The following is a 23,337-nucleotide window of genomic DNA, read 5'->3' on the forward strand; positions in this document are numbered from 1 at the left end:
CTATGACGACGGGAGCGATGCGATCCGGATCGCCAGCAGCTCGCCGCCGCCATCGAGCAGGAAGCGTTTGCGACTCGGCTCCGAGAGCAACGCGGTATCGCCGGTCTGCAATTCGGGAAGTTCCGAGGCAGTATCGAATCGCGCCGCGCCGGCGATCAGATGCAGCGCCCAAGTCGTTCCCGGTTCCGTGAAGAAGACCATCGGCCCGACCAGCGGCCGATGATGCAACTCCGCCTCGCACACACTGCGGCGCCACATCAGATTGAAATCCTGGGTAGGCCCGTCGACGAGTTCGCCGGTGACGACACGCTCGCCGGCAAAACGCAGGCGGCCATGCGGCGGTTGCAGGAGATGCGATTCGCCATCATCGAAGCGCAGGCGCAGCCCTTCTCCGCTGAGCAAAACGAGTTCGCGTTCGATACCGGGAAATGCCGAGAACGGCGCGTCCTGCTCGATTTCGGCGATCGACAGGCGCCAATCCCAGCCCTGACTTCCCAGAGGCACATGGGCGTGGATCTCGCGCGTCCACCCCAAGCCGTTGCGCCAGCGTTCCCGGCGGTATTCGGATGCCGGAATCACCCGTGTCCGGCTCGTCTGTGTCTGTTCGTCTGCCATTGCGACAGTGTAGAGGCTGCCCGGATTGCGCGAGCAGTGAAAGCACGCATCGGCCGCACTATCAATGCGGCGAGAATCGGGATTCCGGAGGGCCCACATAAAGAGTCGCCCGGCCGCACACTACCTTGTGCACAGCTCGGGCGACGGCACATCCTTGTAGGCAATCCTTGCCATTCCATATGAAGCTTCCCGCTTCCGCTAGCCGCCCTGCTCGTCCTGGCATGGCGTTAGCGACCGGAGGGATCGTCCGGACCGGTTCCCTTCGAACCGATCCGGACACGCCGAAGTTTGTGCCCCTGCTCGCACTCCGGCCCCGATGACAAGCACTTGCGTGCCTGGCCTGCACCCGCCTTCCGTAGCGCGTGCAACGTGAAACTTTGCTTCCGCTTCCGCTCTTAGCGCTGCATCGCCGCGCGCGCCGAAGGCCTGGCCGGCGTCGCGGTCGTGCGAGACGCTGCGGCCGTGCGAGGCGCCGCGGACGACGCACCGATGAGGATGCGGTCGCGGTTCTTCTCCACTGTCTTCAGCCCGATCCCCTTGACCATCGCCAGCTGTTCCGGACTCCGGAACGCGCCGTTCTGCTTGCGGTAGGCGACGATCGCTTCGGCCTTGGTCGGACCCACGTTCAGCAGAACGCGGTCGAGTTCCGTGGCGTTGGCGGTATTGATGTTGACCTTGTCGGTGGCCAGCGCGCTTCCGGCCAGCACCAGCGACAGCATCAACGAGGTGAACACTTTTTTCAGGGTCGAGGTCTTGAAGAACTTCATGGCATTGCTCCTTGATTTGGTATGGGATCCATCCCTGGCGGTTCGCTCCGCCAGTGGAGACAGTGTCCATGACTCCATCGGCACAGCGTATCGCCGCACCGGCTGCGGAACAGCCGGGGGATGCCGCATCGCCGTGTAGGAAAAACCCTACCCCCCGGCGGTAGAATTGGCGTATCCCCCTTGCAGTGAGGTTTTTTCCATGGACGACAGCCAGTTCGAGCCAGCCCGTGTTGAGCGCTTCGTCTCGGAAAAATGGGACGACGATATCGTTCCGCAGCTGGTCGAATACATCCGCATCCCCAACAAGTCGCCGATGTTCGACACCGACTGGGTCCAGCACGGCTACATGGACGACGCCGTCCGGCTGATGGAATCCTGGGCGAAGGCGCAGTCGGTTCCCGGCATGACCGTGGAGGTGGTGCGCCTGGAGGGCCGCACGCCGCTGATCTTCCTCGATATTCCGGCCTCCGGCCCGACCGCCGGCGCCTCGGCGGCGGTGGCGGGCACGCCGGGCGATGACTGCGTGCTGCTCTACGGCCACCTCGACAAGCAGCCGGAGATGACCGGCTGGGACGACGACCTCGGCCCCTGGAAGCCCGTGCTCAAGGGCGACAAGCTGTTCGGCCGCGGCGGCGCCGACGACGGCTATGCGATCTTCGGCTCGCTCGCCGCGATCCAGGCGCTGAAGGAGCAAGGCGCGCCGCATGCGCGCTGCGTGGTGCTGATCGAGGCCTGCGAGGAATCCGGCAGCTACGACCTGCCCGCCTACGTCGACCATCTGGCCGACCGCATCGGCAAGCCCTCGCTGGTGGTGTGCCTGGATTCGGGCTGCGGCAACTACGACCAGCTCTGGTGCACGACCTCGCTGCGCGGCCTGGCCGGCGGCAACCTGACGGTGAAGGTGCTGGACGAGGGCGTGCATTCGGGCGACGCCTCGGGCATGGTGCCATCGAGTTTCCGCCTGCTGCGCCAGCTGCTTTCGCGCATCGAGGACGAGAACACCGGCCGCATCCTGCTCGACGGCCTGTTCGCAGACATCCCCGCCGACCGGCTGGCGCAGGCCAAGCGCGTCGCCGAAGTGCTGGGCACCGCGATCTACGACAAGTTCCCGTTCCTGCCCGGCATGACACCCATGGCGGACGATCTGACCGAACTCGTGCTCAATCGCACCTGGCGCCCGGCGCTGTCGATCACCGGCGTGGACGGCATTCCGCCGCTGGCCTCCGCCGGCAACGTGCTGCGCCCGCACACCTCTGTGAAGCTGTCGCTGCGCCTGCCGCCCACCGTCGACGGCAAGCGTGCCGGCGAACTGCTGCAGGAAACCCTGCTGCGCGATCCGCCCAACGGCGCCAAGGTCACGCTCGATCTGGAAAAGGCCGCCACCGGCTGGAACGCGCCGGCGATGGCGACGTGGCTGGAGCACGCCATCAACGACGCCAGCCAGGCCTTCTACAACCGGCCCGCGATGTACATGGGCGAAGGCGGCTCGATTCCGTTCATGGGCATGCTCGGCGAGAAATTCCCGGGCGCGCAGTTCATGATCACCGGCGTGCTCGGCCCGCATTCCAACGCGCACGGTCCGAACGAATTCCTGCACATCCCGATGGGCAAGCGCGTCACCGCCAGCGTGGCGAAGGTGATCGCGGCCCATCACGCCGCCAGCGTGCGCGGGGAAACCACCGGCTCGGCCGTCGCCGCGGACAGCGGTGACCGGCATGGGGATCACGGCTGCTGCTGAATCCTGAATCGGCCTCGGCTGGAACTGCGAAATCCGTTCCAGTTCGAGGCCCGTCTGCTAAAGTGCCGCCGCCATCCAACCACGGGAGCGCGGCAACATGTTCAACGGCATCTTGGGTTACATCATCGGCGGTGCGGTGATCGGCATCCTGGCCCGGTTCTTCAAGCCCGGCGCCGATCCGATGGGCTGGATCCTGACCATCCTGCTGGGCATCGCGGGCGCGGTCGTCGGCGGATACCTATCGGGCATGCTCGGCGTGACCAGCCGGTTCCTGGTGTGGGTGATCGCCATCGTCGCGGCGATCGTGCTGCTCTTCATCTACGAGATGCTCCGCAAGAAGAAGAGCTGACACGGCTTCGGCCATCACCGCGAAAAAGAAACCGCGCCCAATGCGCGGTTTCTTTTTTCAGACAGCATCGTTCCGTCCGCATCACAGGACGACTTGCGGCCCGGCATGCGATATTTCCGGTCGAGTCCGCTCCACGTTTCCAATTTCGCCCACGTTTTTCGCCCACGCTCCCGATTTCAGCTTCGAGGCCATCCCCATGCCCGCCTATCGCTTCGTCACCGTGGACGTCTTCACCGATCAGCGCTTCGGTGGCAATCCGCTCGCGGTGTTTCCGGATGCGCGCGGCCTGTCGGATGCCGAGATGCAGTCGCTCGCGGCGGAGTTCAATCTCAGCGAAACGACATTCGTGTTTCCGCCCGAGAATCCCGAGCACACGGCGCGCGTCCGCATCTTCCACCGCACCGCGGAGATGCCGTTCGCCGGACATCCCACGGTCGGCACGGGCTACGTGCTCGCGCGCGAGGGACGCGGCGGCGACGGCACGCTGCTGTTCGAAGTGCCGGCGGGTGTCGTGCGGGTGACCATCGAGCATGATGATGCCGGTGAAGTGACCGGAAGCATGATCTCCGCGCCGCAGCCGTTATCGACCGGCCTGGAATTCCCCGTCGAAACGATCGCGACATGCGCCGGTCTCGAGATCGACGACATCGTGCTGACGACGCATCGCCCGATCCATGCCTCGGTCGGCACCTGGTACGTCATCGCCGAGGTCACGTCCGATGCGCTCAAGCGCGCCAAGCCAAGCCTGGAAGCGTTCCACAAAGTATGCGTGGAGCGAACGGAATTGAACGGCCGATTTTCGCTGCATCTCTATGCGCACGAACGGGCGGAAGGCGACTCGATCCACCTGCGCGCGCGCATGTTCGCGCCCGAGGCCGGCACGATCGAGGATGCCGCGACCGGCAGTGCGAACACGGCGCTCGCCGCATTGCTGTTGTCACACTCGAACGATGACGCACGTCGTTTCAAAATCATGCAAGGCGTGGAAATGGGGCGCCCGAGCCTGCTTCATGCAACGGCGTCGCGCGCGGCGGATGGCATCCGCGCGACCGTCGCGGGTCATTGCGTGCCGATGTTGCGTGGCGAAGCCCTGCTTTGATGCGCATGCTCGCTGTTCTCACGCGAGCGATCTGTCGCGGTTGACCCCGATCACAATCTCGACCGCGATCGACACCGATGCCGCGACGACGCGGCGACGATCACATTGATGCTCGGCGGAAGTCGATAGGCTGCCAGGACCGGAGGGGGGCCGGTAGGCGCCGCATTCGACAAGCGGAAAGCTCCGGACACCCCGGAGTTTCCATGGATCAGGAACCCTCAAAGGACATATCGATGAGCAAAGTCGCAACACTGGTGTTGTTGGGCGCAGTGCAATTCGGCGTTCTCGGCTTTGGCGTGGGCAACGCATCCGCACAGGAAATTTGCCTTCCGCCGGCGGACGATGGGACTGGGCAGTTGCCCCCGGACGATTGCATTCCGGCGGATCCCTCGCCGCCTGGCCCACCCGGCCCGTCGCATCCTCCGGGCCCGATACCGAATCCGCCTGCGGAAGATCCTTGAGCCGTTGACGAAAAAATTTAACGCATCACGATGGCGCGGCCGGACACGATCGCGCCATCGTGCTTCAGACAGTGCCGTCGGACACGCGCTACTCGTCCAGTATTTTCGCGATCACGCGCTGCGCCAGCGCCTCGGAGGTATGCGATAGCGTGTCGAGCACGATCTCCGCGTTCTCCGGCGGCTCGTAGGGCGAATCGATGCCGGTGAAGTTCGGCAGTTCGCCGCGCCGCGCCTTGGCGTAGAGTCCCTTGACGTCGCGACGCTCGGCTTCCGCGAGCGGCGTATCGACGAACACTTCGATGAAATCACCCGCCGCGAACAGCGCGCGCGCGGCCTCGCGCTCGGCGCGGAACGGCGAGATGAAGCTGATCAGCACGATCAGGCCGGCATCGGTCATCAGCTTGGCCACTTCCGACACGCGGCGCAGGTTCTCGACGCGGTCCTCGTCGGTGAAGCCGAGATCGCGATTCAAGCCATGCCGCACGTTGTCGCCGTCGAGCAGATAGGTGTGGAATCCGCGCGCGAGCAGTCCCGCTTCGACCAGGTTGGCGATCGTCGACTTGCCCGCACCGGACAAGCCGGTGAACCAGACGCAGCGTGGATGCTGCCCCTTCAGCGCGGCGCGCGCCCTGCGATCGACACTGAGCGCCTGCCAGTGGATATTGTCGGCGCGGCGCAGGCCGTGGCGGATCATGCCGCAGCCGACCGTGGCGCGCGTGAGCGGATCGATCAGCACGAAACCGCCGAGCGCGCGCTCCTGCGCGTACGGCGCGAAGGCGATCGGCGCATCCAGCGACAACGTGATCTCGCCGATGTCGTTGAACTCCAGACGCTTCGCGGCCAGCGGCTGCAGGCTTTCCGGGTCCAATTTATGTTTGAGCTCGCTCACGCGCGCGCCGATGCTGCGCGCACCGAGCTTGAGTTGATAGCGCCGGCCAGGCAGCAATGCGGCCTGATCGAACCACAGCACGTCGGCGGCGAACTGATCGCTGGCCGCCAGCGGTGCCTGCGCGATCGCCAGCACGTCGCCGCGCCCGGCGTCGACATCCTCGAGCAATCGCACGGCGACAGCGTCGCCGCCATGCGCGACATCGGTGACATCGCCGGAACGGGTGATCTCCGCGACGGTGGCAACCACACCCGCCGGTTCCACGCGCAGCGTATCGCCGGCATGCAGAACGCCCGAGACGAGCGTGCCGGCCAGCCAGCGCGCGCCGTTGGCGCCGCGCAGCACCGCTTGCACCGGCAGCCGCGCCGGCAATGCGGCCTCGCGATTCTCGATCTCGACGTTGTCGAGGTGCTCCAGCACCGTCGGCCCCGCGTACCAGGAGAAATTCGCCGAACGCGCGGTCACGTTCTCGCCCGTCGCCGCGGCGAGCGGGATGGCGACGACGTCCGTGATGCCGAGCTGCGCGGCATGCGCGCGATAAGCGTCGGCAATCCCGTCGAAAAGCGCGCGATCGTAACCGTCGCGATCGAGCTTGTTCACCGCCAGCAGAATGTGGCGCACGCCGAACAGCGCCGCGATCGCCGTGTGCTGGAACGTTTGTGGCAGCAACCCCTTGCCGGCATCGACGAGGACGATGGCGAGATCGGCGACCGACGCGCCGGTCGCCATGTTGCGCGTGTACTGCACATGGCCGGGGCAGTCGGCGATCAGGTAGCGGCGGTGCGCGGTCTGCAGATGACGCCAGGCGACGTCGATGGTGATGCCCTGCTCGCGCTCGGCTTCGAGGCCGTCCAGGAGCAATGCGTAATCGAGTTCGCCGCCGCGTGTGCCGTGGCTGGCACTGGCGCGCGCGAGCGCGACGCGTTCGTCGTCGGAAAGGCGGCCGGCTTCGGCCAGCAACCGGCCGATCAGCGTGCTCTTGCCGTCGTCGACGCTGCCGCAGGCGACGATGCGCAGGATGTCGCGTTCGGCTCGCACCGGTTTGGCTTCCTCATGCCCGGCTTCCGCGTGGATGCGTGGGACGGCCACCATCTCAGAAGTACCCCTCGCGCTTTTTCTTCTCCATCGTATCGCCGTCGGCGTGGTCGATGAGGCGGCCGGCGCGCTCGGATTGCGCACTGGTTTCCATTTCGGCGATCACGGCGTCCAGATCGGTGGCCTCCGACTCCACCGCGCCGGTCAGCGGGTAGCAGCCGAGGGTACGGAAACGCACGCGGCGCAGCTGCGGGGTTTCGCCGGCGTCCAGGCGGAAGCGTTCGTCGTCGACCACGATCAGGGCGCCGTCGCGCCGCACGGTCGGACGCTCGGCGGCGAAGTACAGCGGCACGACGGGAATGTTCTCGCGGCGGATGTAGCGCCACACATCGAGTTCGGTCCAGTTCGAGAGCGGGAACACGCGCACGCTCTCGCCCTTGCCGACGCGGCCGTTGTACAGCTGCCACAACTCGGGGCGCTGCCGGCGCGGGTCCCAGCGCTGTTGCGCGTCGCGGAAGGAGAAGATGCGCTCCTTGGCGCGCGATTTCTCCTCATCGCGGCGCGCACCGCCGATCGCGGCGTCGTAGCCACCGATCTCCAGCGCCTGCTTCAACGCCTGCGTCTTCATGATCTCGGTGTGCACGCTGGCACCGTGGCTCTGCGGGCCAACACCGTCGCGCACACCGTCGGGATTGATGTGCACGCGCAACTCGACACCGGTTTCGGACGCGCGCTGGTCGCGGAAGGCGATCATCTCGCGGAACTTCCAAGTGGTGTCCACGTGCAGCAGCGGAATCGGCGGCACCGCCGGCGCGAACGCTTTCAGCAACAGATGCAGCAGCACCGAGCTGTCCTTGCCGATCGAATACAGCAGCACGGGCTTGCGGCTCTCGGCGGCCACCTCGCGCAGGATGTGGATGCTTTCGGCTTCGAGGCGGTCGAGTTCGTCGCGGGGACGGTCGATCGGCTCGATTGGATTGGTTGCAAGGGAAACGGTCATCGGCTCGGATCGGCGGCTGTTCGAAATTGTAGCCAGGGGCCCCACACCCTCAGTAAATGACTGCGGGGCATAACCGAATAACTCAGCTTCCTTTCCGCATCGCCGCCGGTACGCCTAGTGTCGTCCCAATCCCGTGACCGGAACAATGGCCGCTCGCGATGCCATCGCCCAATTCCCTGCCTGCCCCGCCCTTGTCCGAAGAACAGGCGGATGCGATCGCCAAGTTGACCCGCGCGCTCGACGCGCCGGGGCTGTGGTGGCTGTCGGGCTACGCGGCGGGTCTGGCGACCTCGCGACCGGCTCCCGCACAGTCCGCTCCTGCCGTTGCCGTGCGCCCCGATGCCGCGACGGCAGGGCGGCTGACCATCGTCTACGGCAGTCAAACCGGCAATGCCAAGCGCGTCGCCGAGCAGCTGGCACTGGAAGTCGAGGGCGCCGGGCTCGCCGTCCGCCTGTTGCGCGCCGATGCCTATCCGGTGCGCGAACTGAAGACCGAACGCCATCTGTACCTGGTGATCAGCACCCAGGGCGACGGCGATCCGCCGGACGACGCCCGCGAACTGTTCGAATTCCTGACCGGCAAGCGCGCGCCCCGCCTGGAGCAGCTGCATTACGCCGTGCTTGGCCTTGGCGACTCCAGCTATCCGCAGTTCTGCGCCATCGGTCAGCGTCTGGACGAGCGCCTGGCCGATCTGGGCGCGCAACGCCTGCTGCCGCGCGGCGAAGCCGATCTCGACATCGACACCGTCGCGGCGCCGTGGCGCACGCAGGCCGTGTCCGCGGCCAAGGAAATCGTGAAGCCGCTGGCGACGGTGACGCCGCTGCGCCCACAGATCGCCGCATCGGCGGCAACCCACGGCCGCGATCATCCGTTCTCGGCCGAGCTGATCGCCAACCAGCGCATCACGCTGGTGCATGGCCGGGCGGCTTCACCCAAAGACATCCGCCACATCGAACTGTCGCTGGAAGACTCCGGCCTGCACTACGAGCCCGGCGACGCGCTCGGCCTGTGGCCACGCAATCCCGACGCGCTGGTCGATGCGATCCTGACGACGCTCAAACTCGACGGCGAACAGGCCATCGCGCAAGGCGACACTACCCTGCCACTGCGCGAATGGCTGGCGAGCAAGCGCGAGCTGACCAAGCTCGCCCGCCCCTTCATCGCCGCCCAGGCCGAACGCAGCGGCGATGCCGAACTGCAATCGATCCTGCAGCCCGGCAACGTGGTGCTGGGTGAGTGGCTCGCCAATCGTCAGGTCATCGATCTGCTGCAACGTCATCCCGCCGACTGGTCGGCCGAAGCCTTGGTCGCCGCGCTGCGGCCGCTGACGCCACGGCTGTATTCGATCGCCTCCAGCCGCAAGGCCGTGGGCGACGAAGTGCATCTCACCATCGCGCACGTCGAATACGACAGCGGCGCCCAAGATGGCATGCTCCGCTGGGGCGCGGCATCGCATTACCTCGCCACCCGTGGCGAAGGCGAGCGTCTGCCCGTCTACATCGAAACCAACGAGCGCTTCCGCCTGCCCGTGGACGCCTCGCGCGACGTGATCATGATCGGCCCCGGCACTGGCGTGGCGCCGTTCCGCGCCTTCGTGCAGGAGCGCGCGGCGGTGGGTGCGCCCGGCCGCAACTGGCTGTTCTTCGGCAACCCGCATTTCCGCAGCGATTTCCTCTACCAGCTGGAATGGCAGCGCGCGCTGAAATCCGGCGAACTCGATCGCATCGACCTCGCCTTCTCGCGCGATCAGGCCCAGAAGATCTACGTGCAGGACCGCATCCGCGAACGCGGCGAGGACCTCTACGACTGGCTGCAGAACGGCGCGCACCTGTACGTCTGCGGCGCCATCGCCATGGGCAAGGACGTGCACGGCGCATTGCTCGACATCGTCGCCGAGCACAAGCACGGCGACCGCGACGCGGCGGCCGAATATCTCGACGATCTGCAGCGCCAGGGCCGCTACGCCCGGGACGTGTACTGATGTCCGAGGCCATGCGATGAGCGCGCACTCCGTCGAAGACATCAAGCAGCAGAGCGCGCGACTGCGCGGCTCGCTGCTGCAGAGCCTGGCCGATCCGGTCACCGGCAGCCTGCGCGAGGACGATCAGACGCTGATCAAGTACCACGGCAGCTACCAGCAGGACGACCGCGACATCCGCGACGAGCGCCGCCTCGCCAAGCTGGAGCCGGCCTACAGCTTCATGATCCGCACGCGCACGCCGGGCGGCGTGGTCACGCCCGCGCAGTGGCTGAAGCTCGATGCCATCGCCACCACGTTCGCCGAACGCGGCCTGCGCATCACCACGCGGCAGGCATTCCAGTTCCACGGCGTGATCAAGACCGAACTCAAGGCGACGATGCAGGCGATCAACGCCGCCCTGATCGACACTCTGGCCGCTTGCGGCGACGTCAACCGCAACGTCGCCGTCGCCGCCAATCCGCATCTTTCCGCCGCGCATGCGACCGTGCACGCGCAGGCCGCTGCGCTGTCCGAGCACCTGCTGCCGAACACCCGCGCCTACTACGAAATCTGGCTGGACGAGGAACGCGTCGCCGGCAGCGGCAGCGAAGACGAGCCGATCTACGGCGAGCGCTACCTGCCGCGCAAGTTCAAGATCGGCTTCGCCATCCCGCCGACCAACGACGTCGATGTGTTCGCGCAGGATCTCGGCTTCATCGCGATCATCGATGAAAATTCAGTCGACGGAACCGGTGTGCTCGCCGGTTACAACGTCACCGTCGGCGGTGGCATGGGTGCCACCCACGGCGATCCGGAGACGTATCCACGCCTCGGCAGCGTGATCGGCTTCGTCACCCCCGACCAGATCACCGCCGTCGCCACGGCCGTGGTCACCGCGCAGCGCGATTTCGGCAACCGCGAAGTCCGCAAGCGCGCCCGCCTCAAATACACCATCGACGACCACGGTCTCGACTGGTTCCGATCCGAAGTCGAACGGCGTGCAGGTTTCCCTCTCCTTCCTGCACGTCCGTTCGGCTTCGCCCACAATGGCGATCGTTTTGGCTGGAGTACCGGCGAAGACGGTCGCTTCCACTTGACCCTGCGGATTCCGGCGGGCCGCATCGTCGACGGGGCACTCGATGATCTGGGCGAAGCAGTCCGGCATCTGAGCGGTCTGCGCCGGATCGCGCAGATCCTCGAAGCCGCCAACACTGCCGCGCCCGACGCGCAGCAGGCGCATTTCCGCCTGACGGCGAACCAGAACCTCGTCATCGCCAACATCGTGCCCGATCTGCGCGAACGCATCGACGCGCTGACGACGGAATACGAACTCGATTCCTGGCGCCGCGCCAATCCGCTGCGCCGCAACGCACTCGCCTGCGTGGCGTTGCCCACGTGCGGACTGGCGATGGCCGAGGCCGAACGCTATCTGCCCGATATCGTCGGCAAGGTCGAAGCCTTGCTCGCTCGCCACGGCATTCCCGGCGCGCCGATCCACCTGCGCATCAGCGGCTGCCCGAACGGCTGCTCGCGCCCCTATCTCGGCGAAATCGCCCTGGTCGGCAAGGCGCCCGGCCGCTACAACCTGATGCTCGGCGCCGATCATCGCGGCCAGCGGCTCAACACGCTGTACCGCGAGAACATCGCCGAACCCGAGATCCTCGATGCGCTCGATCCGCTGATCCGCGACTACGCGCGCGAGAAGCACTTCGACGAAGGCTTCGGCGACTTCCTGGTCCGCAGCGCCGTCGTTTCCATCCCCGACAAAGACACACGTAACGGAATCCCCGTAAAGGTACTGGCATGAGTCCGCCCGATCCCATCACCGCCGCCGAATCGACCCAGGCGCTGGCCGAACTCAACCGATGGTTGGGCGAGCGCAGCGCCGAGGAGCGCGTGGCCTGGGCCCTGGAAAACACCGCCGGCGAACACGCGCTCTCGTCCAGCTTCGGCGCGCAGGCGGCGGTCTCGCTGCACCTGGTGACGCAGCAGAAACCCGATATCCCGGTGATCGTGATCGACACCGGCTATCTGTTCCCGGAAACCTATCGTTTCATCGACCAACTGAGCGACAAGCTCACTCTCAATCTGCAGGTTTATCGCCCGCAGATCGGCATCGCCTGGATGGAAGCGCGACTTGGCAAAATCTGGGAGGAAGGCGTCGACGGCATCACCCGCTACAACCGCCTGCGCAAGGTGGAACCGATGCAGCGTGCGCTACGCGAGTTGAACGTGCGCACCTGGATCGCCGGCCTGCGCCGCGGACAGTCCAGCACGCGCAAGGCCATCGATTACCTCGAACTGCGCGACGGCCGCTGGAAACTACACCCGATCGCCGACTGGAGCGATCGCGACGTCTGGAATTATCTGCAGGCGCACGACCTGCCCTACCACCCGCTCTGGCATCAGGGCTACATCTCGATCGGCGACACCCACACCACCCGTCCGCTGGAACCGGGCATGCGCGAGGAAGACACGCGCTTCTTCGGTCTCAAGCGCGAATGCGGGCTGCATTTCGACGATGGGGCCAACGTCGCGGCCTGAACATTTCCGGTTTGGGTGCCGAAACTTGGCGCCCGCATAAGATTCGGGACTTAGCCGGCAATCTGTTGCGCCAGCCATTCCAGCCTTATGAAATCAGCCAGCGGTGCCGTCGAGCAATTCATCCGGATGTGGGTACGCACATACGCTCCCCTCGCGAGACCCTTCAATCTCAACTCACCGGATGTCACATCCCAGGCCATTACCTGAGTCATGTTTCGCTTTTTAATTTCACCCTACGAAACCGGCAGATGACATGACGTACAAAACAGACGCCCAGAACAGAAATTGCGGGGAATACCCAACCCGCTAACAATTGGGCCGCGATGGTGTTGTTGTCGTAACGCATCCAGGGAGCATGAATCCCTTGTGCCGATGCCGCAGCCAGGCCCAACGGGTTGTAAACGAGGCCTGCATAGAAAACCGATATCGCCCAGGTAACCAGAATGGCGATCGCACCTCGCACGAACAGTTGGCGTGGGTACGGAAGCAATGTGAGCGCTATCGCCACGGCAACGGACAGCGCTCTGGAACCCAAGTCGGCGACTTGGAACAGTTGCTGCGCGGTCATATGCGCCCCGTCCTACACCGTGATCGGCTGACTCAATTCCACCCACGCCGGCGGCGTCGGCCACTGCGGCTCCAGATTGCCTTCGAGCACGCGACGCAGATCGCGCGGATCCAGCTGCGGCGCGAGATGGTGCAGCAGCGCCAGCGCGTAATCGCGCAGCACGCGGCCGCGCGGGATCACAGCCCAGGTGATGCATTCGGGCAGTGCTTTCGGCGCGGGCAGGATGCGCAGATCCGCGTCCTCGCGCGCACCGATCGCCATCTCCGCCAGCAGTCCGGCGCCGAGGCCGGCGCGCACGTAGGTCTTGATGAGATTGGCGTCGCGCGCGGTCATGGCGATCTGCGGTTCGACGCCTTCGGTGGCGAACGCGCGCTGCAGCGAGGAGTCGGCGCGGATCGAGGATTCGTAACTGATCAGCGGATGCTGCGCGAGCTCGGCGAGTGTCGGCGCGCGACCGAGATCGGCCAGCGGATGCGTGCGCGGCAGCAGCAGCACGCGCCGCCAGCGATACAACGGCACCGCCATTCCGCCCGACGGCACGCTGCCGGCGCTGCTGATCAGGGCGAGATCGGCGTTGTCCTGGGCCAGCTTCTGCAGTACTTCCGCATCGCCCGCGGCCTGCAGGTCCACGTTCACCTGCGGGAACTGGCGCTTGATCGCCGCGATCGCCGGCGGCAGCACGTAGCGCGCCTGCGTGTGCGTGGTGGCCAGCAACAGACGGCCGGCATGCTCGCCGCGCTCGTTTGCGGCATAGCTGCGGATGTTGGCGGCCTCCTCGAGGATGCGCCGCGCGTGCTCCAGCACACGCTCGCCCGCCGGCGCGATGCCTTCCAGGCTGCGCCCTTTGCGCACGAACAGCTGGAAGCCGAGTTCATCCTCCAGTTGCTTGAGTTGCTTGGACAGGCCCGGCTGGGTGGCGTGCACGCGCTCGGCCGCGAGCGTGATGTTCAGCCCGGAATCGACGATGGCGACAAGATAGCGAAGTTGGGTGAGGGTCATCGCGACAGGTACCGTGGAGGCGCCCCGGAAGCGAGGCCACCTCCGGAGATATATCTTTTTATCATGATGAAAGGATTCGTCAACATATCGTTACGCCTGGAACCTGTCCAGGGCGGACTTCATCTAGCTTATGCCGATAAGGCATAAGCGCAGGAGTCGGCGCCATTTCCGCGCCGGAACGGCCATCGCTAGCGTCGGTCTCCCAGCCGAGGCTTTCACATGCCCGACGATTCCACCCCTCTCTACCCCCTGTTCGCCGATCTGCGCGGTCGTACCGTGCTCGTGGTCGGTGGCGGTACGGTGGCCCGGCGCAAGGTCGAAGCGCTACTGGAAGCAGGCGCCCGCGTGGTGGTCGGCGCGCCACGGCTGGAACCTACTCTCGCGGACTGGGCGACGCGGCATCGCATCGCCCATCGCGCCGGTGAGTTCGATCCGGACTGGCTGGCCGACGCCTGGCTCGCCATCGCCGCCACCGACGATGCCGCGGCCAACCATGCCATCGCCGATGCGGCCGAGCGGCGCTACGTCTGGGTGAATGTCGTCGACGATGTCGAGCTGTCGCGCTTCCAGGTACCAGCCCGCGTCGAACGCGGCCCGCTGCAGATCGCGATCTCCAGCGGAGGCGGCGCGCCGATGCTGGCGCGGCTGATACATGAACGGCTGGAAGCGCAGTTCGACGAATCCTACGGCGCGCTGGCGCAGCTGCTGACGCGGCATCGCGAGCGCATCCGCGCGCGATGGCCGGCTCATGGCGAGCACGGTCTGGCCGCGCGCCGGCGCGGCATCGCGCGCCTGCTCGCCGGGCCGCTGCAATCGCTGCTGCGCAAGCGGCAGCACATCGCCGCGGAGCATGCGTTCGAGAAGATCCTGGATGCGGATTCCGCGCATGAAGCGTCTTCGCCCGTTGAGACGCCGATCGGCTCCGTGGCACTGGTCGGTGCCGGCCCCGGTGATCCCGGCCTGCTCACGCTGCGTGCGCTGCGCGTGCTCAACGAGGCCGATGTCATTCTCCACGACCGCCTCGTCAGCCCGGAAGTGCTGCAACTCGCGCGCCGCGATGCCGAGCGTATCGAGGTCGGCAAGCAGGCGGGCCACCATCACGCGACGCAGGAACGCATCAACGCGCTGCTGATCGAACATGCGCTCGCCGGCCGCCGCGTGGTGCGACTGAAAGGTGGCGATCCGTTCGTGTTCGGCCGCGGCGGCGAGGAACTCGAAGCCCTGCGCGCCCACGGAATCCCATTCGAAGTCGTCCCCGGCATCACCGCCGCGGTCGCCTGCGCGGCCTATGCGGGCGTGCCGCTGACCCATCGCGATCATGCGCAATCGGTGCGCCTGGTCACCGCGCAATGCAAAACCTCGCTCGACACGCTGGACTGGCCGGCGCTGGCGCAGGAACGGCAGACGCTGGCGGTCTACATGGGCGTGGCGATGCTCGATACGTTGCAGGCACGGCTGATCGCGCATGGCCGCGACGCGGCGACACCGTTCGCCCTGATCGAAAACGGTTCGCACGCCGGCCAGCGCGTCGTGACAGGCCCGCTGTCGCAACTCGCCGAACGTACGCGCGGACATGACGTGCAATCGCCAGCGCTGTTGATCATCGGCGAAGTGGCCGCGCTCGCCGAGACGCTGCATTGGTATGGCGAGGCGCCGCTCGGCGCGCTTCAACCTGTACTGGATAAAGCCGCATAACGCCTCCCTCTACCTGCGGGGGAAGGAAGCAAAGAAACCAAACTCATACATTGAAGACACCACCATGGCCCTTTACGACAGCATTCTCGACACCATCGGCCACACGCCCATCGTCAAGCTGCACCGGTTGCCGCCCAAGCACGTCACGCTCTACGCCAAGGCCGAATCGTTCAACCCCGGCGGCTCGGTCAAGGATCGTCTCGCACTGGCCATCGTGCTCGATGCCGAAGCCAAGGGCTTGCTCAAGCCTGGGGATACTATCGTCGAGGCCACGTCGGGCAACACCGGCGTGGCCTTGGCGATGGTGGCCGCCGCGCGCGGCTACAAGTTCGTCGCGACGATGACGGAAACCTTCTCCATCGAACGCCGCAAGCTGATGCGCGCCTACGGCGCCAAGGTGATCCTCACGCCCGCCGCCGAACGCGGCAGCGGCATGGTGCGCAGGGCCGAGGAGTTGGCGAAGAAGCACGGCTGGTTCCTGGCGCGGCAATTCGAGAATCCGGCCAATCCTGCGTATCACCGTCAGACCACGGCGGCGGAAATCCTGCGCGACTTCGCCGGCAAGCGCCTCGATTATTTCGTGAGCGGCTGGGGCACCGGCGGCACACTCACCGGCGTCGGTCAGGTGTTGAAGGTTGCGCGCCCGGAAACGCACATCATCGCTTCGGAACCCGCCGGCGCCTCGCTGCTCAACGGCAAGGACTGGCAGCCGCACAAGATCCAGGGCTGGACGCCAGACTTCGTGCCCGCCGTGCTCGATCGCGAGGTCGCCGAACAGGTGCTACCGATCGATGACACGCTCGCGCGCGACACCTCGCGTCGACTGGCCGCGGAGGAAGGCATCTTCGTCGGCATTTCCGCAGGCGCCACTGTCGCCGCGGCCTTGCAGGTCGCCGAACGCGCGCCGGAAGGTTCGGTGATCCTCGCCACGCTGCCGGATACCGGCGAGCGCTATCTGTCGACATTCCTGTTCGAGGGCGTCAACGAAGGCTCGGACGACGACTGGCTGGCTTCGCTCGACGCGAAGGCGGAAGCGGCTTGATCTCCATGTCGACGCCGGGAATGAAACGCAGGCGGAATGGGATCTGCGATCGCTGTCCTCGCAACATTTAAGGTTTGTTGCAGTCTCGATCCTCCCCCGCGTCGACCGGTCCTCCGGAGACGCTTCCCTCAAGCTCTCTTGAAGGAGACGCGCATGTCCGCGCCGCTTGCACGCCATCGCTTTGCCCGTCTGAGCCTCGCCGTCGCCCTGTCGACGACGGCGCTACCGTTGTTCGCCGCCGATCCGCCCTCTCCGCAACAACCCACCGTCGAGGATCTCGAACGTCGTTTACGCGCCCTGGAGCAGCGTTACGGCGACGCGCCCGCGAACGATGGCGGGGACGCGAGCGTCGCCGACCTCGATCAGCGCCTGCGCATCCTCGAACGCAGACTGGAACTGCAGGAAGAAGCCGCAACGGCCAAGGCGGCCTCGACACCCGTTGTCGCCATCACGCCTGAGAAAGGGCTTTCGATCAAGTCGGCGGACGGCGACAACGAAATCCGCTTCCGCGGCCTGGTGCAGGCCGATGGCCGCTTCTTCATCGGCGACGACGAACAGCCGCAGAACGACACCTTCCTGCTGCGCCGCGTGCGTCCCACTATCGAGGGCACCTGGGGTAAGTGGATCGGCTTCCGCATCACGCCCGAATTCGCGGGCGACAGCGCGACGCTGGTGGATGCTTACATCGATCTGAAGTTCGATCCGCGCGCCACCGTGCGCGCCGGCAAGTTCACCGCGCCGGTCGGCCTGGAACGCCTGCAATCCTCCGCGTCCACGGCGCTGATCGAGAACGGATTCCCCACCGAGCTGGTGCCCAATCGCGACATCGGCGTGCAACTACAAGGCGAATTCGCCAAGGGCGCCGTCAGCTACGCCGTCGGCATCTTCAACGGAACGGTCGACGGACGCGATGCGATCACCGCCAATCCCGACAACGAACTGGAAACCGCCGCACGCATCTTCTTCGAACCCTGGAAGAACAGCGGCAATGCGCTGTCCGGTCTCGGTTTCGGCATCTCCGCCACCAGCGGCGACAAGCGCGGCACCGGCAACAATTTCCTGCCACGCTACCGCACGCCGGGACAAGCGACCTTCTTCAACTATCGCAGCGCGGTCGCCGCGGACGGCGATCACACGCGCTGGTCGCCGCAGGCCTGGTACTACCGCAATTCGCTCGGTCTGCTGGGCGAGTATGTCAGTTCGAAGCAGGAAGTCGCGCTGCCCGCGAGCGGCACGCGCGCCGATCTCGACAATCGCGCATGGCAGGTGGTCGGCAGCTACGTCCTGACCGGAGAAGACGCCAGCTACCGGGGCGTGACGCGGCCTAACCATCCTTTTACGCCCGGCGGTGCAGGCTGGGGCGCATTCGAGATTGCCGCACGCTACGGGAGGTTGACGCTCGACGACGACGCATTCCCCCTGTTCGCCGACCCCACGGTCGCCGCGCAGGAAGCCACCTCATGGGGATTGGGCCTGAACTGGTATCTCACCGCCAATCTCAAGCTGATCGCCAACTACACCCAGACCAAGTTCGATGGCGGTGGCGCGAATGGCGATCGCGAGGACGAGAAAGCGTTCTTCACCCGTGCGCAGGTGTCCTTCTAGGAGTCTCGTATGTCGTCCCAGCATTCAAAGCATGATCGGACTTGCTTATGGAACGTTCGGAGCTGTTGTCGATGTCGATAGGACATCGATGAAGCGCAGCCCCTCACTCCCCACAGAGAACTCCATATGAAATCCCCACTTCGTACACTAGCTCTCAGCCTTGCCCTCGCCTTGTCGGTGGGGGCTGTACAGGCCAAGGAACTGCTCAACGTCTCCTACGATCCCACCCGCGAACTGTACGCGGACTACAACAAGGCCTTCGCCGCGCACTGGAAACAGCAGACCGGCGAAACGCTCGAAATCCGCGCCTCGCATGGCGGTTCCGGCAAGCAGGCGCGCGCCGTGATCGATGGACTCGAAGCCGACGTGGTCACGCTCGCGCTCGCCGCCGACATCGATGCGATCGTCGACAACGGCAAGCTGCTGCCCGCCAACTGGCAGAGCCGCCTGCCGCACAACAGCGCGCCCTACACGTCCACCATCGTCTTCCTGGTGCGCAAGGGCAATCCCAAGCAGATCAAGGATTGGGCCGATCTGATCAAGCCGGGCGTCGGCGTGATCACACCGAATCCGAAGACTTCCGGTGGCGCTCGCTGGAACTATCTCGCCGCCTGGGCCTGGGCCTCGGCGCAATATCGCGACGGCACCAAGGTGCTGGATTACCTCAGCAAACTGTTCAAGAACGTCCCCGTGCTGGACACCGGCGCGCGCGGATCGACCACCACGTTCGTCGAGCGCGGCATCGGCGACGTGCTGATCGCGTGGGAGAACGAGGCCCTGCTCACGCTCGGCGATGCCGACACGCGCGACAAGTTCGAGATCGTCGTGCCCAGCCTCAGCATCAAGGCCGAACCGCCGGTGGCGTGGCTCGACAAGAACATCGACAAGCACGGCACGCGCAAGCAGGCCGAGGCCTATCTGCAATGGCTGTATTCGCAGGAAGGACAGCGCCTGGTCGCGCGCTACGGCTATCGCCCGGCGGAGCCGGACAAGGTAGACAAGGCGGAACTGTCGAAGTTTCCCGAAGTGAAGCAGGTGACCATCGACAACGCCTTCGGCGGCTGGAAGAAAGCGCAGAAGGAGCATTTCGCCGACGGCGGATTCTTCGATCAGATCTACAAGCCGGCGAAGTGAAATTGCTTCGCCCCCTCTCCTGTACATGGGAGAGAGGGCTGAAGCGGATGTTCGCAATGCGATTTCTCTAACGTCCAGATCATTGCCCTTCAGATCATCGCAAGGAATTTCTTGGCCTTCCGGACATGACCGCCTCGACTCTCTCCCTGCCCGCTCTCGCACCCACGCGCCTGCGCAGGCCGTTGCCGGGCTTCGGCCTGAGCCTGGGGCTCGGCCTGGCCTGGCTCGGCTTGATCGTGATGCTGCCGCTGGCGGCGCTGGCGATTCGTGCGGCCGGACTCGGCACCGACGGCTGGCTGCGCGCGATCCAGGACGAGCGCGTGCAGGCGGCATTGAAACTCAGCTTCGGCACCGCGCTCGTCGCCGCGTTGATCGCCTCGCTCGCCGGCGCGCTGATCGCGTGGGTGCTGGTGCGTTACCGCTTCCCGGGACGGCGCCTGTTCGACGCCGTCGTCGACCTGCCGTTCGCGCTGCCCACGGCCGTGGCCGGCATCGCGTTGACCGCGCTGTATTCGCAGACCGGCTGGGTCGGCCGCTGGCTGGAGCCGCACGGCATCCACATCGCCTACACCTCTACCGGCATCGTGATCGCGCTGGTGTTCATCGGCCTGCCGTTCGCGGTGCGCACCGCGCAGCCGGTGCTGGAAACACTCGGACGCGAGCAGGAAGACGCCGCCGCTTCGCTCGGCGCCTCGCGTTTCACCACGCTGCGGCGCGTGATCCTGCCGGAACTGCTGCCAGCATTGCTCACCGGCTTCTCGCTCGCCTTCGCGCGCGGCCTCGGCGAATACGGCTCGGTGATCTTCATCGCCGGCAACAAGCCCTACCAGACGGAAATCGCGCCGCTGCTGATCACCATCCGACTGGAGGAATACGACTACAACGGTGCCATCGCCATCGCCGCGCTGCTTCTGGCGGCCTCGTTCCTCTGCCTGCTGGCGATCAACGCGATCCCGACCCTGTTCGCGCACGAACGCAAGGGACGCCGCGATGTCTGAACACGATCATCTGCAAGGACCCGCTTGGTTGCGCTGGGGATTGATCGCACTGGCGCTGCTGGTCATGGTGCTGCTGTTGGTGCTGCCGCTGGCGATGGTGCTGGGCGCGGCGTTCGCCAAGGGCGTCGATGTCTGGTTCGCAGCGTTGAAGGAGCCGGACGCGGTCTCGGCGCTGAAACTCACGCTGTTCACCGCCGCGATCGTGATCCCGCTCAACGCGGTATTCGGCGTGTTCACGGCCTGGGCGGTGACGCGCTTCGAATTCCCGGGGAAACGCGTGCTGATGGCATTGATCGACCTGCCCTTCGCGGTGTCTCCCGTGGTCGCCGGTCTATGCCTGGTGCTGTTGTTCAGCACCAGCCACGGCTGGTTCGGGGAGTGGCTGAGCGATCACGGCTACAAGATCCTCTTCGCGCGGCCCGGCATCGTGCTGGCCACGTTGTTCATCACCTTCCCGTTCGTGGTGCGCGAACTGATCCCACTGATGCAGCAGCAAGGCAGCGACGAGGAAATCGCCGCACGCTCGCTCGGCGCCAGCGCGTGGACCATGTTCTTCCGCGTCACCTTGCCCAACATCAAGTGGGGACTGCTGTACGGCGTCTTGCTGTGCGGCGCGCGCGCGATGGGCGAATTCGGCGCGGTTTCCGTGGTCTCCGGTCACATCCGTGGGCTCACCAACACGCTGCCGCTGCACATCGAGATTCTCTACAACGAATTCAACGGCACCGCCGCGTTCGCCGTGGCCTCGCTGCTCGCCGGGCTGGCACTGATCACGCTGGTGCTCAAGTTCTGGCTCGAAGCCCGCCACGGCGACGCCCTGGCGCAATCCCATCGTCGACATTGATCCCGGGCATCCGCATGGCTTTCGTCAACATCATTCCCATCGAACCGCCGACGGATGCACCGGCAGGCGCAATCGTTCATGATGAACGCATGGCCGATTCCCACAAGCACGACTCTCCGAAGCACGGCGTTTCGCTGCATCTGCACGGCATCAGCAAACGCTACGCCAACAACGTCACCGCGCTCGATGCGGTGAGCCTGGACATCGCCTCCGGCGAGCTGGTCGCCCTGCTCGGCCCGTCCGGTTCCGGCAAGACCACGCTGCTGCGCGTGATCGCGGGCCTGCTGCATCCCGACAACGGACGCCTGCTGTTCGGCGACACCGACGCCACGCGACTGCGCCTGCGCGAGCGCAACGTCGGTTTCGTGTTCCAGCATTACGCGCTGTTCAAGCACATGACCGTGGCGGAGAACGTCGCCTTCGGCCTGCGCAGCCGCCCCTGGCGCAAGCGGCCGAAGCGCGCCGTGATCGCGCAGCGCGTGCAGGAGCTGCTAACGCTGATCCAACTGCCCGATCACGGCTCACGCTATCCCGAGCAACTGTCGGGCGGACAGAAGCAGCGCGTCGCGCTGGCGCGCGCCCTGGCCATCGATCCCACCGTGCTGCTGCTGGATGAGCCGTTCGGCGCGCTCGACGCCAAGGTACGCGTTGAGCTGCGGCGCTGGCTGCGCAAGCTGCACGAACAGACCGGACAGACCACGGTCTTCGTCACCCACGACCAGGACGAGGCGCTGGAGCTGGCCGACCGCGTGGTCGTGCTGCGCGACGGCCGCATCGAGCAGGTCGGCACGCCGGAAGACATCTACGCGGCACCGGCATCGGCTTACGTTTTCGAATTCATCGGCCGTGCCAACGTGATCGAAGGCCAGGTGGCGAACGGGGTGTTCTCGATTCAGGATCAGTCTTGGCATCTGCCCGCCGACGATCTGGTTGAAGGTGCGGCGAAGTTGTACGTGCGACCGCACGATTTCGTCATCGCGCCTGTCGGTGAAGGCCTGTTGCGCGGCCATGTCGTCGCCGCGCACCGGCTCGCCGATCGCATCGTGGTCGAAGTGGCGCTGCCCGAGCGTTCACGCACGCTCGAGATCGATCTCGTCGCCACACCCGGCATCGAAATACCGGCGCCTGGCAACGAAGTGGGATTGCGCCCGCTGCGTTTCCGGATCTTCCCGGCGACCGAGGATCAGAACGGCGGCGCGTGACGGATGAAGGGGCTGTAGCTCGGCGCTTCGGGTTTCAGCTGCCCGCGTTCGTCCCAATCCTCGTCTCGGTTGAACGGCACCGTCGGCAGGCGGTCGATCGTGGTCATCGCCTGCTCGAATCGCGACAACTGCACCGCCAGATGCGCGTCACGTTCGCGCGGATCCTCGCCTCCGTGCGCGCCGTGGATGCCATACAGGATCACCGGCTCCAGCACATCGAATCCAACGTAATGCAACGAGTACAGAATGGGCCATAGGATCAGGCGGGTATCGCCTTCCCGCCCGGTCGGCGAACAGTCCTCGGCGGAAGAACCGGCGGTCACGGACAACAGTACCCGCTTGCCACGACAGACACCGTTGTCGAAACGCCGCCTGCTCGAATACATGCCGCCGTAGACGAAGACGCGGTCCATCCAGCCCTTCAGGATCGCCGGAACGCCGAACCACCAGAGCGGAAACTGCAGCACCAGCAGATCCGCCCAGAGCAGATCATCGAGCTGCCGGGCCACGTCCGCCGGAAGCGAACCGCCATCGTGATTGAACCGCTGCTCGTCCTGCACGAAGAAGCGATCAGGATCGCGGCGATAGTGATAATGGCTGCCCCGTTCGCGCGGATCGAAATCGAGCGCATACAGATCGGTGCCACGCACCTCATGACCGCGCTCGCGCAGCAGGCGTTGCGCCGTGCTCGAAAGCCGCGCGTTGAACGATTTCGGTTCTGGATGGGCGCTGATGACGAGCGATTTCATACGAGTACGGGCTTCCGGGATCGGACGGCGATATCCTTCCACA

General features: G+C 65.7%; 20 protein-coding genes. 13 read left to right on the top strand and 7 right to left on the bottom strand.

Translation table 11 applies throughout. The annotated features are described in order from the left end of the window. Both LG367_RS08865 and LG367_RS08870 read right to left on the bottom strand, forming a co-directional pair. Complete coding sequence (locus LG367_RS08865) at nt 1-615, bottom strand: HutD/Ves family protein (RefSeq protein WP_226468883.1); 615 nt, start codon at nt 613-615, stop codon at nt 1-3. A 395-nt stretch (nt 616-1,010) separates the two neighbouring features. Then, nucleotides 1,011-1,460 (bottom strand): ComEA family DNA-binding protein, encoded by a 450-nt coding sequence (locus LG367_RS08870; protein ID WP_425490946.1) that lies wholly within the window; start codon nt 1,458-1,460, stop codon nt 1,011-1,013. A gap of 121 nt (nt 1,461-1,581) precedes the next feature. Between LG367_RS08870 and LG367_RS08875 the strand changes: the two genes are divergently transcribed. From LG367_RS08875 to LG367_RS08885, 3 genes are all read left to right on the top strand, one after another. Beyond that, nucleotides 1,582-3,120, top strand: a complete 1,539-nt coding sequence (locus LG367_RS08875; protein WP_226468885.1) for a M20 family metallopeptidase — start codon at nt 1,582-1,584, stop codon at nt 3,118-3,120. 97 nt (nt 3,121-3,217) lie between these two features. Next, nucleotides 3,218-3,469: a GlsB/YeaQ/YmgE family stress response membrane protein gene (locus LG367_RS08880; RefSeq protein WP_226468886.1), complete on the top strand. Its 252-nt coding sequence runs from the start codon at nt 3,218-3,220 to the stop codon at nt 3,467-3,469. A 196-nt stretch (nt 3,470-3,665) separates the two neighbouring features. Beyond that, a complete protein-coding gene (locus LG367_RS08885) occupies nt 3,666-4,568 on the top strand; it encodes a PhzF family phenazine biosynthesis protein (RefSeq protein WP_226468887.1) in 903 nt (300 codons plus the stop codon). A gap of 549 nt (nt 4,569-5,117) precedes the next feature. Here the strand turns inward: LG367_RS08885 and cysC are convergent. Together cysC and cysD are read right to left on the bottom strand one after the other, a co-directional pair. Next, a complete protein-coding gene (gene cysC, locus LG367_RS08890) occupies nt 5,118-7,010 on the bottom strand; it encodes an adenylyl-sulfate kinase (RefSeq protein WP_226468888.1) in 1,893 nt (630 codons plus the stop codon). A gap of 1 nt (nt 7,011) precedes the next feature. Further along, nucleotides 7,012-7,953 (bottom strand): sulfate adenylyltransferase subunit CysD, encoded by a 942-nt coding sequence (cysD, locus tag LG367_RS08895; protein WP_226468889.1) that lies wholly within the window; start codon nt 7,951-7,953, stop codon nt 7,012-7,014. A 158-nt stretch (nt 7,954-8,111) separates the two neighbouring features. On the opposite strand from cysD, the gene LG367_RS08900 reads away from it, so the two are divergent. From LG367_RS08900 to LG367_RS08910, 3 genes are read left to right on the top strand one after another with little or no spacing between them, the layout of a single operon-like run. Beyond that, nucleotides 8,112-9,935, top strand: a complete 1,824-nt coding sequence (locus LG367_RS08900; protein WP_226468890.1) for an assimilatory sulfite reductase (NADPH) flavoprotein subunit — start codon at nt 8,112-8,114, stop codon at nt 9,933-9,935. A 16-nt stretch (nt 9,936-9,951) separates the two neighbouring features. Next, complete coding sequence (gene cysI, locus LG367_RS08905) at nt 9,952-11,721, top strand: assimilatory sulfite reductase (NADPH) hemoprotein subunit (protein WP_226468891.1); 1,770 nt, start codon at nt 9,952-9,954, stop codon at nt 11,719-11,721. Next, nucleotides 11,718-12,458, top strand: coding sequence for a phosphoadenylyl-sulfate reductase (locus LG367_RS08910; RefSeq protein ID WP_226468892.1), 741 nt, complete (start codon nt 11,718-11,720; stop codon nt 12,456-12,458). The genes cysI and LG367_RS08910 overlap by 4 nt, the downstream gene beginning before the upstream one ends. Nucleotides 12,459-12,666: 208 nt before the next feature. Here the strand turns inward: LG367_RS08910 and LG367_RS08915 are convergent, their stop codons facing one another. Next, nucleotides 12,667-13,026 carry a hypothetical protein gene (locus tag LG367_RS08915; RefSeq protein WP_226468893.1) on the bottom strand — a complete coding sequence of 120 codons (360 nt, stop codon included), beginning with the start codon at nt 13,024-13,026 and terminating at the stop codon, nt 12,667-12,669. Between the two features lie 12 nt (nt 13,027-13,038). Next, the gene (locus tag LG367_RS08920; RefSeq protein ID WP_226468894.1) at nt 13,039-14,025 is read right to left on the bottom strand and encodes a LysR family transcriptional regulator; all 987 of its coding nucleotides are present in this window, start codon (nt 14,023-14,025) and stop codon (nt 13,039-13,041) included. 219 nt (nt 14,026-14,244) lie between these two features. On the opposite strand from LG367_RS08920, the gene cysG reads away from it, so the two are divergent. The 7 genes from cysG (at nt 14,245) to LG367_RS08955 (ending at nt 22,545) form a co-directional block, all read left to right on the top strand. Continuing rightward, nucleotides 14,245-15,720 carry a siroheme synthase CysG gene (gene cysG, locus LG367_RS08925; protein ID WP_226468895.1) on the top strand — a complete coding sequence of 492 codons (1,476 nt, stop codon included), beginning with the start codon at nt 14,245-14,247 and terminating at the stop codon, nt 15,718-15,720. Between the two features lie 64 nt (nt 15,721-15,784). Continuing rightward, complete coding sequence (gene cysK, locus LG367_RS08930; protein ID WP_226468896.1) at nt 15,785-16,762, top strand: cysteine synthase A; 978 nt, start codon at nt 15,785-15,787, stop codon at nt 16,760-16,762. 153 nt (nt 16,763-16,915) lie between these two features. Beyond that, a complete protein-coding gene (locus LG367_RS08935; RefSeq protein WP_226468897.1) occupies nt 16,916-18,367 on the top strand; it encodes an OprO/OprP family phosphate-selective porin in 1,452 nt (483 codons plus the stop codon). Between the two features lie 126 nt (nt 18,368-18,493). Then, complete coding sequence (locus LG367_RS08940) at nt 18,494-19,501, top strand: sulfate ABC transporter substrate-binding protein (RefSeq protein ID WP_226468898.1); 1,008 nt, start codon at nt 18,494-18,496, stop codon at nt 19,499-19,501. Nucleotides 19,502-19,626: 125 nt separating this feature from the next. After that, nucleotides 19,627-20,499 (top strand): sulfate ABC transporter permease subunit CysT, encoded by an 873-nt coding sequence (gene cysT / locus LG367_RS08945; RefSeq protein ID WP_226468899.1) that lies wholly within the window; start codon nt 19,627-19,629, stop codon nt 20,497-20,499. Continuing rightward, a complete protein-coding gene (gene cysW / locus LG367_RS08950) occupies nt 20,492-21,343 on the top strand; it encodes a sulfate ABC transporter permease subunit CysW (RefSeq protein ID WP_226468900.1) in 852 nt (283 codons plus the stop codon). The genes cysT and cysW overlap by 8 nt, the downstream gene beginning before the upstream one ends. An 89-nt stretch (nt 21,344-21,432) precedes the next feature. Continuing rightward, nucleotides 21,433-22,545, top strand: coding sequence for a sulfate/molybdate ABC transporter ATP-binding protein (locus tag LG367_RS08955; protein ID WP_226468901.1), 1,113 nt, complete (start codon nt 21,433-21,435; stop codon nt 22,543-22,545). On the opposite strand, the gene LG367_RS08960 is transcribed toward LG367_RS08955, so the two are convergent. After that, on the bottom strand, nt 22,527-23,294 hold the full coding sequence (locus tag LG367_RS08960) for an NAD(P)H-dependent oxidoreductase (RefSeq protein WP_226468902.1): 768 nt from the start codon (nt 23,292-23,294) through the stop codon (nt 22,527-22,529). The two genes, LG367_RS08955 and LG367_RS08960, sit on opposite strands and share 19 nt — an antisense overlap. Nucleotides 23,295-23,337 lie beyond the last annotated feature (43 nt).

Origin of the sequence: Luteimonas panaciterrae (assembly GCF_020511115.1) — a bacterium.
GTDB lineage: Bacteria > Pseudomonadota > Gammaproteobacteria > Xanthomonadales > Xanthomonadaceae > Luteimonas > Luteimonas panaciterrae.

Bases quoted from the DNA above. Each gene is read 5' to 3' on its own strand.
- LG367_RS08960 (WP_226468902.1), bottom strand. From the start codon at position 23,294: ATGAAATCGCTCGTCATCAGCGCCCATCCAGAACCGAAATCGTTCAAC.
- LG367_RS08920 (WP_226468894.1), bottom strand. From the start codon at position 14,025: ATGACCCTCACCCAACTTCGCTATCTTGTCGCCATCGTCGATTCCGGG.
- cysC (WP_226468888.1), bottom strand. From the start codon at position 7,010: ATGGTGGCCGTCCCACGCATCCACGCGGAAGCCGGGCATGAGGAAGCC.
- LG367_RS08865 (WP_226468883.1), bottom strand. From the start codon at position 615: ATGGCAGACGAACAGACACAGACGAGCCGGACACGGGTGATTCCGGCA.
- LG367_RS08935 (WP_226468897.1), top strand. From the start codon at position 16,916: ATGTCCGCGCCGCTTGCACGCCATCGCTTTGCCCGTCTGAGCCTCGCC.
- LG367_RS08910 (WP_226468892.1), top strand. From the start codon at position 11,718: ATGAGTCCGCCCGATCCCATCACCGCCGCCGAATCGACCCAGGCGCTG.
- cysI (WP_226468891.1), top strand. From the start codon at position 9,952: ATGAGCGCGCACTCCGTCGAAGACATCAAGCAGCAGAGCGCGCGACTG.
- cysT (WP_226468899.1), top strand. From the start codon at position 19,627: ATGACCGCCTCGACTCTCTCCCTGCCCGCTCTCGCACCCACGCGCCTG.
- LG367_RS08880 (WP_226468886.1), top strand. From the start codon at position 3,218: ATGTTCAACGGCATCTTGGGTTACATCATCGGCGGTGCGGTGATCGGC.
- cysW (WP_226468900.1), top strand. From the start codon at position 20,492: ATGTCTGAACACGATCATCTGCAAGGACCCGCTTGGTTGCGCTGGGGA.
- LG367_RS08915 (WP_226468893.1), bottom strand. From the start codon at position 13,026: ATGACCGCGCAGCAACTGTTCCAAGTCGCCGACTTGGGTTCCAGAGCG.
- LG367_RS08885 (WP_226468887.1), top strand. From the start codon at position 3,666: ATGCCCGCCTATCGCTTCGTCACCGTGGACGTCTTCACCGATCAGCGC.
- cysK (WP_226468896.1), top strand. From the start codon at position 15,785: ATGGCCCTTTACGACAGCATTCTCGACACCATCGGCCACACGCCCATC.
- LG367_RS08870 (WP_425490946.1), bottom strand. From the start codon at position 1,460: ATGGAGTCATGGACACTGTCTCCACTGGCGGAGCGAACCGCCAGGGAT.
- cysD (WP_226468889.1), bottom strand. From the start codon at position 7,953: ATGACCGTTTCCCTTGCAACCAATCCAATCGAGCCGATCGACCGTCCC.
- LG367_RS08900 (WP_226468890.1), top strand. From the start codon at position 8,112: ATGCCATCGCCCAATTCCCTGCCTGCCCCGCCCTTGTCCGAAGAACAG.
- LG367_RS08955 (WP_226468901.1), top strand. From the start codon at position 21,433: ATGGCCGATTCCCACAAGCACGACTCTCCGAAGCACGGCGTTTCGCTG.
- LG367_RS08940 (WP_226468898.1), top strand. From the start codon at position 18,494: ATGAAATCCCCACTTCGTACACTAGCTCTCAGCCTTGCCCTCGCCTTG.
- LG367_RS08875 (WP_226468885.1), top strand. From the start codon at position 1,582: ATGGACGACAGCCAGTTCGAGCCAGCCCGTGTTGAGCGCTTCGTCTCG.
- cysG (WP_226468895.1), top strand. From the start codon at position 14,245: ATGCCCGACGATTCCACCCCTCTCTACCCCCTGTTCGCCGATCTGCGC.